Source organism: Pseudomonas sp. NPDC087626 (genome assembly GCF_044743405.1).
GTDB lineage: Bacteria > Pseudomonadota > Gammaproteobacteria > Pseudomonadales > Pseudomonadaceae > Aquipseudomonas.
The window spans coordinates 31778-47374 of record NZ_JBIUWJ010000017.1; the positions used below are offsets into that span (position 1 = coordinate 31778).

The window sequence follows — 15597 nt, forward strand, 5'->3', positions numbered from 1 at the left end:
ACCATGCAAACTCGTGACGATATTTTCAACACCTTGCGCGATGCCCTGGTCGAACTCTTTGAACTGGATCCGGCGCGCGTGAGTCTTGAATCCCACTTGTACCAGGACCTGGAGATCGACAGCATCGATGCCGTCGACCTGATCGACCACATCAAGCGCCAGACCGGCAAGAAAATCGCCGCCGAAGAGTTCAAGTCGGTGCGCACTGTCAGCGATGTGGTCGAGGCGGTCTATCGTCTGGTTCAACCGGCAGCATGAGCCCAGTGATCGGCCTTGGCCTGTTGCTCACGGGCCTGTTGTACCCCTTTGCGGTGTATTACGGCATGGCGCACTTCGCCCCGTGGCAATTCGCCCTGCTGCTGGGCAGCCTGTGGCTGGCCAGGGCCGTGACGGGCCAACGACGCCCTGGCGACGTGCTGATGGCCGGCGCAGTGCTGCTGTTTTGCCTGATGCTGGCGTTGCTCGACAGCCCGGACCTGCTGCGTTGGTACCCGGTGCTGATCAGCGGCCTGTTGCTGGGGCTGTTCGGCGCGAGCCTGAAGTACGGCCCGCCGCTGGTCGAGCGCCTGGCGCGCCTGCGCGAGCCGCAGTTGCCGCAAAAAGCCATCCGCTATACCCGCCATGTGACGATTGCCTGGTGCCTGTTTTTCCTGTGCAACGGCCTGTGTGCTGCTGCACTGACCCTGTGGGCACCACTGAGTTGGTGGGCGCTGTACACCGGGCTGATTTCCTACGTTTTGATCGGTCTGATGTTTGCCATCGAGTGGCTCATACGACAACGGGTACGAGGCCACCCATGAACTGGATAAAACTTGAGCACCTGTTGCTCAAGACTCAAACACAGCGGGCCGTGACCAGCGGCCCTGCGCTCGACCACGCACGCCTGTGCGAGCAGGCGCTGAGCCTGGCTGCCGGCCTGCAGGCCCGCGGCGTGCAGCGTATTGCCGTGCACCTGGAAGACGCCGCCGACCTGGCCATCGCCCTGCTCGGCGCCTGGCGCGCCGGGGTCAGCGTACTGCTGCCTGCCGACCTGCAAGCCCAGACCCGTCAACGCTGGAGCAGTGAAGTCGAGCTGTGGCTGAGCGACCAGCCGGGTGATGCCTGCCTCGACGATTTGCGTGACCCGCCACTGGCGCCCGCCACCCTGGATCTCGATCGCTGCCAATTGAGCCTGTGCACCTCCGGCTCCAGCGGTGAACCCAAGCGCATCGACAAGTCCTTGCGCCAACTGGCCAACGAAGTCGAGGCTCTCGAGCAGTTGTGGGGCGCCGACCTGGGCGACGCCTGCCTGATTGGCAGCGTCGCCACGCAACATATCTACGGCCTGTTGTTCCGCGTCCTGTGGCCGTTGTGTGCCGGGCGCCCGTTCGTGCGCAAACAACTGGCGTTTCCCGAAGACCTGCAGCGCGCCAGTCGCGAACATCCGGCCTTTGCCTGGGTCGCCAGCCCGGCCCTGCTCAAGCGCATGGGCGACAACCTCGACTGGCCGGCCCTGAGTGCGGTACGCCGGGTGTTTTCTTCCGGTGGTGCGCTGCCGGACGAAGCCGCGCAAAGCCTTCACGACCGACTGCAGCAATGGCCAACGGAAATCCTCGGCAGCTCGGAAACCGGTGGTATTGCCTGGCGCCAGGGACACGAACCCTGGCAGCCCTTTGCCGGCGTCCAGCTGCGCCAGGACAGCGACGGCGCCTTGCTGATCGCCTCGCCCTACCTGCCGCCCGGTCATGTCGAACACAGTGCCGATGCCGCCCGCATCGACGCGCACGGGCGCTTCGAACTGCTGGGGCGCCTGGACCGGATCGTCAAACTGGAAGAAAAACGCATTTCCCTGCCCATGCTCGAGCAAGCCCTGGTGACCCATGACTGGGTCGCCGAAGCCCGCCTGGGCGTGGTCCAGGAAAACCGTGCCTCGCTCGGCGCAGTGCTGGTGCTCAGCGAAACGGGCCTGCATGCCTTGCGCAATATTGGTCGGCGCAACCTGACCCAGGTCCTGCGTGAACACCTCAACCAGCATTGCGAAGCCCTGGCACTGCCCCGCCGCTGGCGCTTGCTGCGACAACTGCCGATGAATGCCCAGGGCAAACTCCCGCAGAAAACCATCGATGCCCTGCTCCTGGCGCCGCGCCCCAAGGCCCCCGAGGTGCTGGAGCAGAGTGAAGACGAAGGTCAGTGGAGCCTGCAACTGGCCGTGCCCCCGGACCTGGCCTACTTCAGCGGTCACTTCCCTCTCGCGCCGGTGTTGCCGGGCGTGGTGCAGGTGGACTGGGCCTTGAAGCTGGGCCTGCAGTTGATGAACCTGCCGCAAAAGTTTGCCGGTATGGAAGTGCTCAAGTTCCAGCAACTGGTGCGCCCGGGCGATGAAATCCAGCTGCACCTGCGCTTCGACGCAACACGCGGCAAGCTGTACTTCACCTACCGCAATGCCACCGCCACCTGCTCCAGTGGGCGGATCCTGCTCGAGAGCGCAATTGATGCATAACCCTTGCGCGGTGATCCCGGTCTACAACCACGAAACCGCCATTACCCGGGTGGTCGAGGCCCTGCTGGCCGCCGATTTGCCGTGCATCCTGGTGGACGATGCCAGCAGCCCGGCCTGCGCCGCGGTACTGGATGCCCTCGGCCAACGGCCCAAGGTGTTTGTGTTGCGCCTGGGCGTCAACCAGGGCAAGGGTGGCGCGGTGATGCACGGCCTGCGCGAAGCCGCGCGCCTGGGCTTCAGCCATGCCCTGCAGGTGGACGCCGACGGCCAGCATGACCTGCAGGATGCCGCGCGGTTTATCACCTGCTCCAAAGCCCACCCCGAGGCGCTGGTCTGCGGTTACCCACTGTACGACGCCAGCGTGCCCAAAGGCCGCCTGTACGCGCGCTACCTGACGCACGTGATGGTCTGGATCAACACCCTGTCGTTGCAGATCCGCGACTCCATGTGTGGTTATCGGGTTTATCCGCTGCCACCGACCCTGGCCCTGATCGACTCGGCCAACATCGGCCGGCGCATGGACTTCGACTCCGACATCCTGGTGCGCCTGGCCTGGCGCAACCAGCCCATGCTGTGGCTGCAAACCCGGGTGCACTACCCGCTGGACGGCGTTTCGCACTTTCGCCTGTTCCACGACAACGTGCTGATCACGCGCATGCACACCCGATTGTTCTTCGGCATGCTGCTGCGCTCGCCCGCGCTGCTCTGGCGGCGGTGGCGCCGATGAGCGGCAACGCCGATAACAAGCACTGGGCCGACCGCGAGGAGCGCGGCAGCTTCTGGCTGATGAAATTCACCGCCGGCGCCGCCAAGCTGCTGGGCCGACGCGCATTGAGCCCGCTGCTGTACGGCATCGTCCTGTACTTTTTCCTGTTTGGCCGTAATGCCCGCCAGAGCGCCTGGCAGTACCAGCAGCGCCTGGCCGACTGGAGCAGTCGCGACGACTTGCGCCCCAGCCATTGGCGGGTGTTTGGCCAGTTCATGGCCTTTGCCGACTCGATGCTCGACAAGCTCGACGTCTGGAACGGCAAGCTGAGCATCGAGCAGATCGAGATCATCGACCCGGCCCTGCTGCGCAATCAACTGCGCGGTGCCCGCGGGCAACTGCTGGTGGGCGCCCACCTGGGCAATCTCGAGGTGTGCCGCGCACTGGCGGAGATCGGCGAGCGGGTCACCATGAACGTGCTGGTGCACACCAAGCACGCCGAGCAGTTCAACCGCTTGCTGGGGGAAGCCGGGGCAACCAACCTGCGGCTGATCCAGGTCAGCGAGCTGGACCCGCTGACCATGCTGCAGCTGCACGAGCGCCTGGAGCGTGGCGAATGGTTGGCGATCGCCGGTGATCGGGTGCCCCTGCACGGCGGGCGCAGCGTGACCGTGGACTTCCTCGGCCATCCGGCGGCGTTCCCGCAAGGCCCGTGGTTGCTGGCCGGCTTGCTGAAATGCCCGGTCAATCTGCTGCTCTGCCTGAAGCAACCCGCGGGCCACTACCGACTGACCCTCGAACCCTTCGCCGAGGCGATACTGTGGAAACGCAGCGAGCGCGAGCAGGTCATTCATCAGTGGGCTTCCCGTTATGCCGAACGCCTGAGTCACTATTGCCTGCAAGCGCCCCAACAATGGTTCAACTTCTACCCTTTCTGGAAAGCCGATGACGACGCCCACGCTTGAGCCGGTAACCTTCGGCGAACTCCCCTTGCGCATCGAGGACGTGCTGGCCCTGGCCAACCGCCAGGCCCCTGCGCGGCTGCAAAGCGACAGCGCCTACCGCGAGCGCATCGCCAAGGGCGCGCGGTTTCTCGATTCGTTGCTGGACAAGGAAGGCGTGATCTATGGCGTGACCACCGGTTACGGCGACTCCTGCGTGGTGGCGGTTCCGCTGCACCACGTCGAGGCCCTGCCCCGTCACCTGTACACCTTTCACGGCTGTGGCCTGGGCCAGTTGCTTGATGCCCAGGCCACCCGCGCCGTACTGGCCGCACGCTTGCAGTCGCTGTGCCATGGCGTCTCCGGGGTTCGCGTGGAACTGCTGGAGCGCCTGCAGGCGTTCCTCGACCAGGACATCCTGCCGCTGATCCCGCAGGAGGGTTCGGTGGGCGCCAGCGGTGACCTGACGCCGCTGTCCTACGTGGCCGCAACCCTGTCTGGGGAGCGTGAGGTGCTGTGGCGCGGTGAGCGCCGCACCTCGGCCGAGGTCCACCGCGAGCTCGGCTGGGCACCGCTGGTACTGCGCCCCAAGGAAGCCCTGGCGCTGATGAACGGCACCGCCGTGATGACCGGCCTGGCCTGCCTGGCCTTCGCCCGCGCCGACTACCTGCTGCAACTGGCCACGCGCATTACCGCGATGAATGTGGTCGCCCTGCAAGGCAACCCGGAACACTTCGACGAGCGCCTGTTCGCCGCCAAGCCCCACCCAGGGCAGATGCAAGTCGCCGCCTGGCTGCGCAAGGACCTGGCGATCGATGCGCCCACCGCGCCCCTGCATCGCTTGCAAGACCGCTACTCGCTGCGCTGCGCACCCCATGTGCTGGGCGTACTGGCGGACAGCCTGAACTGGCTGCGCTCGTTCATCGAGATTGAACTCAACAGCGCCAACGACAATCCGATCATCGATGCCGAAGCCGAGCGCGTGCTGCACGGCGGGCACTTCTACGGTGGGCACATCGCCTTCGCCATGGACAGCCTGAAGAACCTGGTGGCCAACGTCGCCGACCTGCTCGACCGCCAGCTCGCCTTGCTGGTGGACGAACGCTACAACCATGGTTTACCGAGCAACCTGTCAGGCGCCAGCGCCGAGCGGGCCATGCTCAACCACGGCTTCAAGGCGGTGCAGATCGGCACCAGCGCCTGGACCGCCGAAGCGTTGAAAAACACCATGCCGGCCAGCGTGTTCTCGCGCTCCACCGAATGCCACAACCAGGACAAGGTGAGCATGGGCACCATTGCCGCCCGCGACGCGATCCGCGTGCTGGAGCTGACCGAGCAAGTCGCTGCCGCCACCTTGCTGGCCGCCCAGCAAGGGGTGTGGCTACGCGGCCAGGCAGCCGATGCCCGGCCATTGCCGCCAGCACTGGCGGCCATGCACGCGGAGCTGGCCAAGGACTTTGCCCCGGTGATCGAAGACCGCGCCCTGGAAGGCGAGTTGCGCCTGTGCCTGCAACGAATCGGCGAACAACACTGGAGGCTGCATGCGTAGCAAGGGAGTGCTGCACCACGACACCGAGATCCTCGTGCCGTTCTTTGACGTCGACAGCATGCACGTGGTCTGGCATGGCCATTACGTGAAGTACCTGGAAATCGCCCGCTGCGCCCTGCTTGACAGCCTGGGCCACAACTACAAGGCCATGCAGGAATCTGGCTACGCCTGGCCGGTGATCGACCTGCAGTTGCGCTACGTGCGCGGCGCCGTGTTCGGCCAGCGGCTGAATGTGCGCGCCAGCCTGGTGGAGTGGGAAAACCGCCTGAAGATCAACTACCTGATCAGCGATCTCGCCAGCGGCGAGCGCCTGACCCGTGCCTGCACGGTGCAGGTCGCCGTCGACCTGGCCAGCCGCGAGATGCAATTGGCCTCGCCGAAAGTGTTCACCGATGCCGTCACGAGAGCCCTCGAATGATGCACACCCCCCCTGTAGGAGCGAGCTCGCTCGCGAAAGTCGTCAACGATAACGCTGCACGCCTGGTATTGCGACGCGTCCTCAGGTTCTTCGCGAGCAAGCTCGCTCCTACCGGAATGGGGGTATTACTGAGCTTCAGCGCACAGGCATTCGACCTGCAACAGCTCAGCACTCAACTGGCCAAACCCACGGTAATCCACGGCCAGTTCATTCAGGAAAAACACCTGCGCGCCCTACCCCAACCGTTGACCAGCCAGGGCAGCTTCGTGCTGGCCAAGGATCACGGCTTGCTCTGGTTGCTCAAGACTCCGCTGCAGCAGGACTACCGCATCACCGCCCAAGGCATCGCCCGGCGTGACGCCAACGGCTGGCAGATGCTGCCGGGCAAAAGCGCCGGTGCCGAGCAGAACCGTTTGTTCCTCGCGGTGCTGCAAGGCGACAGCAGCGGCCTGCAACGTGATTTCGAACTGGCGCTCAGTGGCGATGCACAGCGCTGGCACCTGACCCTGAGCCCGCGCTCGCTGCTGCTCAAGCAGGTATTCCAGCAAATCAACATCGACGGCGGTGAACTGGTACAGCGCATCGAACTGCTCGAAACCCAGGGCGACAGCACCCTGCTGCGCATGCAGGACAGCACCGCCAATCAACCTCTCAGTGACGCGGAGCAACATGACTTTGCCCAGTGAACGCAGGCTGCCCTGGCTGTTCCTGGGCCTGCTGCTGGGCGTGCTCGCGCTCGGCGCCTGGCAATGGCGCGACGGCGCGCCCTTGTCGGCCAACCTCATGGAACTGGCGCCCGGCACCACTCCTGACGCGCTGGAACTGCGCGCCGAACAGCGCATGCAAGAACCGCTGAACCAGGAAATGCTGGTGCTGGTCGGCCATCAGCAGCGCAGTCAGGCCATCCAGATGGCGCAGACCCTCGGCGCTCAATGGCAGGCCAGCGGTCTGTTCGAAAAGGTCCAGTGGGATCTGCAAGCCGATCTGCCGGCCCTGCGCAGCCAACTGCTGTCAGGTCGCCTGGCCATGCTGTCGAAGACCGACCGGCAACAATTGCTGGAACAGCCGGACGCCTTTATCCAGCAACGCCTGCAAGCCCTGTTCGACCCCTTCAGCAGCTTTAGCCTGGTGCCCAGCCAGGACGACTGGCTGGGCCTGACCGGGCGTATCCAGAACAGCCAACCGCAGCGCGGCGTGGTGCAGCTGGACATCGGCAGTGGCGCATTGATTGCCGACGCCGACGGCAAGAGCTGGGTCCTGCTGCGGGCCCGCACCACCGGCAATGCCTTCGACATGCAACTGCCGCTGCAAGTGGCCGGACTGCTCGAACGCAGCCGCGAGCAGGCCGCCAAGGCTGACGTGCAACTGCTCGCGGCCAGCGGCCTGCTGTATGCCGCTGCCGGTCAGCAGCAGGCGACCCGGGAGATGACCTGGGTCGGCGGCGGCGCCACCCTGGGGATCCTGCTCCTGCTGTTGCTGGCTTTCCGCCGCTGGCGGGTGCTGCTGGCGTTCGTCCCGGTGCTGGTGGGCATGTTGTTTGGCGCGGTGGCCTGTGTCGCGCTGTTTGGCCACATGCATGTGATGACCCTGGTCCTGGGTTCCAGCCTGATCGGGGTGGCGGTGGATTACCCTCTGCATTACCTGTCCAAGAGCTGGAGCCTGAAACCCTGGCGCAGCTGGCCGGCCTTGCGCCTGACCTTGCCGGGGCTGACCCTGAGCCTGATCACCAGTTGCATTGGCTACCTGGCCCTGGCCTGGACACCCTTCCCGGCCCTGACCCAGATCGCCGTGTTCTCGGCCGCCGGACTGCTCGGCGCCTATCTGTCGGCGGTGTGCCTGCTGCCGGCGCTGCTCAAGGGCCTGGAGTTGAACCCGGCGCAGTGGCCGCTGCGGATCTGCGAAGGTTTGTTGAACCTGCGCGAAGCCCTGCTCAAACACTTGCGCACCCCCGTGTTGCTCGCGCTGCTGCTCGCCTTCTGTGTCGGTGGCCTGCTGCAACTGCACACGCGCAACGACATTCGCCAATGGGTCGGAGCGCCCGCGCAACTCACCGAAGAGGCGCGGACCATCGCGCAGATCACCGGCTTTCAGCCCACCAGTCAGTTTTTCCTGGTGCGGGCCGCCAACCAGGAGCAATTGCTCGAGCGCCAGAGCGCCTTGAGCGAACGCCTGGAGCAACTGGTCAACCTGGAAAAACTCCAGGGTTTCCTCGCGCTCGATCAACTGGTCAGTGCCCCCAGCGTGCAGCAGCAGGTGCGCGAGGCGTTGGCCAAGCTGCCCCAGCACTGGCAGCCCTTGCTGGCCCTCGGCATCTCGAACGAGGCGCTGCAGGCAGAACTGGCGGCGTTGCAGGCGCTGCCGCTGCAGGATATCGATGCCGCGCTGCTGGGACCGCTGGCTGAACCCTACCGCACCCTCTGGCTGGGCCCAAACGCCGAGGGCGTAGCGGCCATGGTCAGCCTGCAAGGCTTGAACGACCCAGCATTACTGCGGGTGCAGACCCAGGACTTGCCCGGCGTGGTGCTGGTGGATCGCCTCGGCGACCTGAACCAGGTATTCGCCGCCACGCAAATCAGCGCCGCCGAGTTGAAGCTCGCTTCCTGCGTGCTGATCGTGCTGGTGCTGATTCTGCCCTTTGGCCTGGGCGGTGCCCTGCGCATCGTCCTCCTGCCGTTGCTGGCCGCCTTGTGCAGCCTGGCCAGCCTGGGCTGGCTGGGGCAACCCCTGACCCTGTTCAGCCTGTTCGGCCTGCTGCTGGTAACGGCGATCAGCGTCGACTACGCGATCCTGATGCGCGAACAGGTGGGTGGCGCGGCGGTGAGCCTGCTAGGCACCCTGCTGGCGGCGCTGACCACCTGGCTGTCGTTCGGCCTGCTGGCGGTGTCCAGCACCCCGGCGGTGAGCAACTTCGGCCTGGCGGTGAGCCTGGGGCTGGTGTTCAGCTTCATCCTCGCACCGTGGGCGGGAAGCCAGGCCCACACGGCGCCACGCCGGGAGCCGCAAGCATGCTGATTGCCCTGTTCTGGCTCCTGGCCCTGGCGCTGTTCGCCGCGGCCACCTACCTCGGCCGACACCTGGGCCTGATTCCGATCGTCAGCCAGTTGCTGCTGGCCACCTTTGGCCTGCCGTTGCTGATGTACTTCTGGATCGAGCCGGGCTGGCAGCTCACGGGTGCCGAACTGATTGGCCCCGGGTGGCTGAAAAACCTCTACAGCCTGGGTTTTGCCTTGCTGCTGGGGCATATCCTCAGCGACGTGATCGACCTGCGCCTGGACCGCCAGAGCCTGAAAATCGCCCTGCCGAGCTTTTGCCTGCCCTTCGCCTGCGGCCTGGCCACGGCCATCTGGCTGCTGCCAGCGCAACCCTGGATCAGTTCCCTGGCGGTCGGCCTGCTGTTCGCGATCACCGCGATCCCGGTGCTGTACCTGTACCTGCGCCACATCGGCTATCCCGCGGCTGCGACCCGACGCCTGGTGCAAACGGCGATCCTCATCGACTTGACCTGCTGGACGCTGTTCGCTATGGCCCAGGGCAGCCTGCACCTGAGCAGCCTGTTGCTGCCGTTGGCCGGTGCGTGCACGCCGCTGCTCCTGCGCCTGCTCGGGCTGCGCCAGCCGCTGATCTACAGCGCCGGGTTTTTCCTGTTGCTGGTAGTGGCCGAGCACTACAAGCTCAACGCCCTGATTCTCGGCATCGGCTACCTGCTGTTGATGGCCACCATGAAAATCGCGCTGGTGCTGCCCCTGCCGGCGGTGTGGATGAACCGTGTGCAGACCTGGATCGCCATCCCGCTGATCCTGACCTTCGGCATTGTGCAGATCGACGTGCACAGCGCCCTCGACAGCCTGGGCTGGGGTCAATTGCTGGCCTTGCTGCTGTTGCCGATCGCCAGCAAATTGCTCGGCAACTGGCTGGGCCTGGGCTGGGCCGGACTATCCTTTGCAGGTGCCAGCCGTTGGCGCGAATCTGTGCTGCTGAATATTCGCGGGTTGAGCGAGATCGTCTTTCTCAACCTGCTGCTGCAACAACAGCTCATCAGTGGCGCGCTGTACTTCGCGCTGATGCTGATGGGTCTCGTCGCGACGCTACTGCCGGCCTTGCTCGGCATGCACCGCGCCCCCGGAAATAGCGCCGCTACGGCAAGGAGTCCACGTGCCAACCGTTGAAATAGAACAGCGTCAGGTAGTGATCATCGGCGCCGGCCCCTCGGGGGCGATTGCCGCCGCGCTGCTCAAGCGCAAGGGCCACGATGTGCTGGTCATCGAACGCCAGCATTTCCCGCGATTTTCCATCGGCGAGAGCCTGCTGTGTCACTGCCTGGACTTCGTCGAAGAAGCCGGCATGCTCGATGCGGTCAACGCCGCCGGTTTCCAACTGAAGAACGGCGCCGCCTTCGCCTGGGGCGAGCACTACAGCGCCTTCGACTTTGGTGACACCTTCACCGCCGGCAAGCCGACCACCTTTCAGGTGCAGCGCGCCGACTTCGACAAGTTGCTGGCCGACCAGGCCGCCTTGCAAGGGGTGGAAATCCGCTACGGCGAGGCCATCGTCAGCGTCGATGTCGAGCGCCCGCAACCCCTCCTGCAGGTACTGCGCGAGGACGGCAGCCAGTACCCCGTGCAAGCCGCCTTCATTCTCGACGCCAGTGGCTACGGCCGCGTGCTGCCGCGCTTGCTCGACCTCGAAGTGGCGTCGAACTTTCCGCTGCGCCAGGCAGTGTTCACCCACGTGCAGGACCGGATCGACAGCCCGGCGTTCGAGCGCGAAAAAATCCTCATTACCACCCACCCGACCCAACGCGATATCTGGTTCTGGACCATCCCGTTCAGCAATGGCCGCTGCTCGGTGGGCGTGGTCGCGGCCGCCGAGCATTTCGCCGGGCGCTGCGCCGACCTGGATGCCTGCCTGCAAGGCTTCATCGCCGAAACCCCGAGCCTGGCCAAGGTTCTGGAAAACGCCGTGTGGGACACCGAGGCCCGGACCATCGGCGGCTACTCGGCCAACGTCAAGACCTTGCACGGGCCGGGGTTTGCCCTGCTGGGCAATGCCGCGGAGTTCCTCGACCCGGTGTTTTCCTCCGGCGTGACCATCGCCATGCGCTCGGCGAGCATGGCCGCCGCGGTCCTCGATCGCCAACTACAGGGGCACAGCGTCGATTGGCAACGCGAGTTCGCCGAGCCCCTCAAACGCGGGGTCGACACCTTCCGCTGCTATGTCGAAGGCTGGTACAACGGCACCTTCCAGGATGTGATCTACCACCAGGGCGGCACCGTGGAGATCCGTCGCATGATCAGCGCGATCCTCGCCGGCTATGCCTGGGACGAACGCAATCCGTTTGTCAGCGAGGCCCGGCGCCGGCTGAAAATGATCTCGCAGTTCTGTGCCCGGGATGCCACATGAGCCAGCGTGACCTTGTCGCTCGCCTGATGCTGCTGGGCGCTGCCTTGCTGCTGAGCGCATGCGCCGGCCAACCACCTCTGCCCGCGGGGCAACCGGCGTTGGCGCTGCCGCTGCAACTGCACGTGCAACAATCGCAGGACCAGCAACGCCAGGATTGGGTGCTGGTGATCCAGCGTGAAGACCCCGGGATTCGCTGGTCAATGATGGACTTGCTGGGTATCCCCCAGGCACGCCAGAAACTGGTCAACGGCCAGTGGCAGGCTGACGGCCTGCTGCCGCCCAACCCGCAAGCCCGGGAACTGTTCGCCGCGTTACTGTTTGCCCTGACGCCGCCAGACCAGTTGCAAGCCAACTATCCCAGCGCCTGGCAGCATGGCGCGCAACGTTCGCTGCCCACGCGCTGGGACGTACGTTATGCCCAGCCCCTGAACTTTCAGCTCAGCCTGCCCCAGGGCCCGACCTATCAGGTCACGCCACTTCGCGGGGACACCCCATGACGGCTTACCTCAACGCCCTCGGGCTGGTCTGCAGCCTCGGTCGCGGGCAGCAGGAAGTCGCGCGCAACCTGTTCGCCGGGGACGGCTCGGGGATGCGTGTCGAGTCGGGCTGGGTGCCACAGCGCGCCCTGCCGGTGGCGGTAGTCCAGGGTGAACTGGCAGCCATTCCCGCTCATCTGCGCCAGCACGCCAGTCGCAATAATCAGCTGTTGCTGGAAGCGGCGCTGCAGATCCGTGCCGACATCGACCAGGTCATCCAGCGCTACGGAGCGCAGCGCATCGCAGTGGTGCTGGGCACCAGCACCTCAGGGATCGACGAAGCCAGCCAGAGCCTGGCCACCTATCTGCGGGACCAGCGATTCCCCGCAGACTATGACTACCGGCAACAGGAACTGGGCGCCCCGGCGGACTTCCTCGCCGACTGGCTGCAACTGCGCGGCCCGGCCTATGTGATTTCCACCGCCTGCACCTCCAGCGCCCGCGCCCTGCTGAGCGCCCAGCGCCTGCTCGACCAGGACCTGTGCGACGCGGTGCTGTGCGGCGGCGTCGACAGCCTGTGCAAGCTGACGCTCAACGGTTTTTCGGCCCTGGAAGCGGTGTCCGAACAACGCTGCAATCCGTTCTCCGTGAACCGCAATGGCATCAACATCGGCGAGGCGGCGGTACTGTTCCTGATGACCCGCTGTGCCAATGAGCAACCGACGCTGGCCCTGCTCGGTGGCGGCGCCAGTTCCGATGCACACCATATTTCCGCCCCCGAGCCCTCCGGTCGCGGCGCGCGGCAAGCGATGCACAAGGCCCTCGACCGTGCCGGCCTGCAGCCCGGGCAGATCAGCTACCTGAACCTGCACGGCACCGCGACCCAGCACAACGATGCGATGGAAAGCCAGGCCGTGGCCAGTCTGTTCCCGGCCGGCGTACCGTGCTCCTCGACCAAGCCCCTGACCGGCCACACCCTGGGTGCCGCCGGCGCCCTGGAAGCAGCGTTCTGCTGGCTGAGCCTGGGCGCGGACAACCCCGGCCGCGTCCTGCCTCCTCACCTCTGGGACGGCCAGCCGGACCCAGGGCTGCCAGCACTGCAATGGGTGACGCCGACCGATCGCCTGGCGTCCATTGGTCCGCGCTACCTGATGAGCAACTCCTTCGCCTTCGGTGGCAACAACGTCAGCCTGATTATCGGAGACGCACCATGATTGACTGGCCGCTCGCCGAACTGCTGCCCCACGCTGGCGACATGATCCTCATCGACCGGGTCCTGGGGTTCGACGAAGAACAGATTCACACCCAACTGACGGTCAAGCCAGACGGCCTGTTCAACCATCCGGACGGTAGCCTGCCGGCCTGGGTCGGCATCGAGCTGATGGCCCAGAGCGTCGCCGCCTTTGCCGGTTGCCAGGCCCGGCGCCGCGGCAATCCCGTGGAGCTGGGGTTCCTGCTCGGTACCCGCAAGTTCGAATGCAACGTGGAGCAGTTCCCGGCCGGCACCGAACTGACCATCCACGCAATCCGCTCCCTGGAAGACGACAACGGCATGGGCGTGTTCGAATGCCATATCCACGGCACCGGCATTCACGCCAGCGCTCGTCTGAATGTGTTCCGACCGCCCCAGGCGGCTCAATATCTCGATCAATCCAAGGAGTCCAGTGATGACTGAATTCGTACTGGTCACCGGCTCCAGCCGTGGCATCGGCCGCGCCATCGCCCTGCGCCTGGCGCAGGCCGGGCATGACATCGTGGTCCACTGCCGCAGCGGTCGCGCCGAGGCCGACGCGGTCCAGGCCGAGATCGAGGCCCTCGGCCGGCGCGCCCGGGTCCTGCAGTTCGACGTCGCCGACCGCGCCCGGTGCAAAACCGTGCTGGAGGCCGATGTCGAGGCCCATGGCGCCTACTACGGCGTGGTGCTCAACGCCGGACTGACCCGCGACGGTGCATTCCCCGCCCTGAGCGAAGAAGATTGGGACCAGGTCATGCGCACCAATCTCGACGGTTTCTACAACGTACTGCACCCGGTGATGATGCCGATGATCCGCCGCCGCGCCGCCGGCCGGATCGTCTGCATCACGTCGGTGTCGGGTTTGATCGGCAATCGCGGGCAGGTCAACTACAGTGCCTCCAAGGCCGGTCTGATCGGCGCGGCAAAAGCATTGGCGATCGAGCTGGGCAAGCGCAAAATCACCGTCAACTGCGTCGCACCCGGCCTGATCGACACAGCCATGCTCGATGACAACGTGCCGGTGGAAGAACTGATGAAAATGATCCCCGCACAACGCCTGGGCACCCCACAAGAAGTGGCTGGCGCGGTGAACTTCCTGATGTCGGCGGAAGCCTCGTACATCACCCGCCAGGTACTGGCCGTCAATGGAGGCCTGTGTTGATGAAACGCGTCGTCGTCACCGGCATGGCCGGCATCACCTCCCTGGGTAACGACTGGGCAACCATCGCCGGCCACTTCAAGGCCAACCACAGCGGCATCCGGCGCATGCACGAGTGGGATCGGTTCACCGAGCTGAACACCCGGCTGGCCGGCCCCATCGATGACTTCAAGGTGCCGGCCCACTGGACCCGCAAACAGCTGCGCAGCATGGGCCGGGTGTCCCGCCTGGCAGTTGGCGCGGCCGAACGGGCCCTGGCCGACGCTGGCCTGCTAGGTGACGAGTCGATCAAGGACGGGCGCATGGGTGTGGCCTGCGGCTCATCCACCGGCAGCACCGACGAGATCAAGGCCTTCGGCAACATGCTGCTCAACTCGGTGGCCGAAGGGCTCAACGCCAACTCCTACGTGCGCATGATGCCGCACACCACGGCGGCCAACATCAGCATCTTTTTCGGCCTCACCGGGCGCCTGATCCCCACGTCCAGCGCTTGCACCAGTGGCAGCCAGGGCATCGGCTACGCCTATGAGGCGATCAAGTTCGGACGCTTGCCGTTGATGCTCGCCGGCGGCGCCGAAGAGCTGTGCCCGACCGAGGCCATGGTGTTCGATGCGCTCTACGCCACCAGCCTGAAAAACGATGCGCCGCAATCCAGCCCACGGCCCTACGACACTGCGCGCGACGGCCTGGTGATCGGTGAGGGTGGCGGCATGCTGGTGCTTGAAGAACTTGAGCACGCGCTGGCTCGTGGTGCGCATATCCACGCCGAAGTAGTCGGTTTCGGCAGCAACGCCGACGGTCAACACACCACCCGTCCAGAACAGAGCACCATGCGCCGGGCCATGGAGTTGGCGCTAGAGGACGCCGGCCTGGAGCCAGCAGCGATCGGCTACGTAAACGGCCACGGCACCGCCACCGAACAGGGTGACATCGCCGAAACCCTAGCCACCAGCAGCCTGTTCGGCAACCGCATGCCCATCAGCTCGCAAAAGAGTTTCCTGGGCCACACCCTGGGCGCCTGCGGTGCCCTGGAGTCCTGGTTCAGCATTGAAATGCTCAACAGCGACGAATACGCCCACACCTTCAACCTCGACCACGTCGATCCCCAGTGCGGCGCGCTGGACTACCTGCGTGGCGAGTTCCGGCAGATGTGCAACCAGTACGTAATGAACAACAACTTTGCCTTTGGCGGGGTGAATACTTCGTTGATATTCAAGCGCTGGGCCTAGGTACAG

Annotated in this window: 16 protein-coding genes; all 16 read left to right on the top strand. The window is 65.3% G+C overall.

The window, feature by feature from the left end:
* Positions 1-3 precede the first annotated feature (3 nt).
* The 16 genes from ACIOVD_RS15930 to ACIOVD_RS16005 are packed head-to-tail and all read left to right on the top strand — an operon-like array spanning position 4 to position 15591.
* The gene (locus tag ACIOVD_RS15930) at positions 4-258 is read left to right on the top strand and encodes an acyl carrier protein (RefSeq protein WP_095167185.1); all 255 of its coding nucleotides are present in this window, start codon (positions 4-6) and stop codon (positions 256-258) included.
* A complete protein-coding gene (locus tag ACIOVD_RS15935) occupies positions 255-800 on the top strand; it encodes a hypothetical protein (protein WP_401128986.1) in 546 nt (181 codons plus the stop codon). The genes ACIOVD_RS15930 and ACIOVD_RS15935 overlap by 4 nt, the downstream gene beginning before the upstream one ends.
* Entirely contained in the window at positions 797-2479 is a 1683-nt protein-coding gene (locus ACIOVD_RS15940; protein WP_401128989.1) for an AMP-binding protein, read from the top strand. The genes ACIOVD_RS15935 and ACIOVD_RS15940 overlap by 4 nt, the downstream gene beginning before the upstream one ends.
* Positions 2472-3206 (top strand): glycosyltransferase family 2 protein, encoded by a 735-nt coding sequence (locus tag ACIOVD_RS15945; RefSeq protein ID WP_401128992.1) that lies wholly within the window; start codon positions 2472-2474, stop codon positions 3204-3206. Before ACIOVD_RS15940 ends, ACIOVD_RS15945 begins: the two co-directional genes overlap by 8 nt.
* Positions 3203-4150, top strand: a complete 948-nt coding sequence (locus ACIOVD_RS15950; RefSeq protein ID WP_401128995.1) for a glycosyl transferase — start codon at positions 3203-3205, stop codon at positions 4148-4150. The genes ACIOVD_RS15945 and ACIOVD_RS15950 overlap by 4 nt, the downstream gene beginning before the upstream one ends.
* On the top strand, positions 4131-5675 hold the full coding sequence (hutH, locus tag ACIOVD_RS15955) for a histidine ammonia-lyase (RefSeq protein ID WP_159993310.1): 1545 nt from the start codon (positions 4131-4133) through the stop codon (positions 5673-5675). Before ACIOVD_RS15950 ends, hutH begins: the two co-directional genes overlap by 20 nt.
* Positions 5668-6093, top strand: coding sequence for a thioesterase family protein (locus ACIOVD_RS15960; protein ID WP_159993308.1), 426 nt, complete (start codon positions 5668-5670; stop codon positions 6091-6093). Before hutH ends, ACIOVD_RS15960 begins: the two co-directional genes overlap by 8 nt.
* Positions 6090-6779, top strand: coding sequence for an outer membrane lipoprotein carrier protein LolA (locus ACIOVD_RS15965; protein ID WP_401128999.1), 690 nt, complete (start codon positions 6090-6092; stop codon positions 6777-6779). The genes ACIOVD_RS15960 and ACIOVD_RS15965 overlap by 4 nt, the downstream gene beginning before the upstream one ends.
* On the top strand, positions 6763-9105 hold the full coding sequence (locus ACIOVD_RS15970) for an MMPL family transporter (RefSeq protein WP_401129002.1): 2343 nt from the start codon (positions 6763-6765) through the stop codon (positions 9103-9105). The genes ACIOVD_RS15965 and ACIOVD_RS15970 overlap by 17 nt, the downstream gene beginning before the upstream one ends.
* The gene (locus ACIOVD_RS15975; RefSeq protein ID WP_401129005.1) at positions 9099-10259 is read left to right on the top strand and encodes a sodium:proton antiporter; all 1161 of its coding nucleotides are present in this window, start codon (positions 9099-9101) and stop codon (positions 10257-10259) included. The genes ACIOVD_RS15970 and ACIOVD_RS15975 overlap by 7 nt, the downstream gene beginning before the upstream one ends.
* Positions 10246-11493 carry an NAD(P)/FAD-dependent oxidoreductase gene (locus tag ACIOVD_RS15980; RefSeq protein WP_401129008.1) on the top strand — a complete coding sequence of 416 codons (1248 nt, stop codon included), beginning with the start codon at positions 10246-10248 and terminating at the stop codon, positions 11491-11493. The genes ACIOVD_RS15975 and ACIOVD_RS15980 overlap by 14 nt, the downstream gene beginning before the upstream one ends.
* A complete protein-coding gene (locus ACIOVD_RS15985) occupies positions 11490-11990 on the top strand; it encodes a hypothetical protein (RefSeq protein WP_401129011.1) in 501 nt (166 codons plus the stop codon). Before ACIOVD_RS15980 ends, ACIOVD_RS15985 begins: the two co-directional genes overlap by 4 nt.
* The gene (locus tag ACIOVD_RS15990; RefSeq protein WP_401129014.1) at positions 11987-13183 is read left to right on the top strand and encodes a beta-ketoacyl-[acyl-carrier-protein] synthase family protein; all 1197 of its coding nucleotides are present in this window, start codon (positions 11987-11989) and stop codon (positions 13181-13183) included. Before ACIOVD_RS15985 ends, ACIOVD_RS15990 begins: the two co-directional genes overlap by 4 nt.
* Positions 13180-13644, top strand: a complete 465-nt coding sequence (locus ACIOVD_RS15995) for a hotdog family protein (protein ID WP_159993298.1) — start codon at positions 13180-13182, stop codon at positions 13642-13644. Before ACIOVD_RS15990 ends, ACIOVD_RS15995 begins: the two co-directional genes overlap by 4 nt.
* Entirely contained in the window at positions 13637-14365 is a 729-nt protein-coding gene (gene fabG / locus ACIOVD_RS16000) for a 3-oxoacyl-ACP reductase FabG (RefSeq protein ID WP_095167209.1), read from the top strand. The genes ACIOVD_RS15995 and fabG overlap by 8 nt, the downstream gene beginning before the upstream one ends.
* Complete coding sequence (locus ACIOVD_RS16005; protein WP_401129017.1) at positions 14365-15591, top strand: beta-ketoacyl-ACP synthase; 1227 nt, start codon at positions 14365-14367, stop codon at positions 15589-15591. Before fabG ends, ACIOVD_RS16005 begins: the two co-directional genes overlap by 1 nt.
* Positions 15592-15597 lie beyond the last annotated feature (6 nt).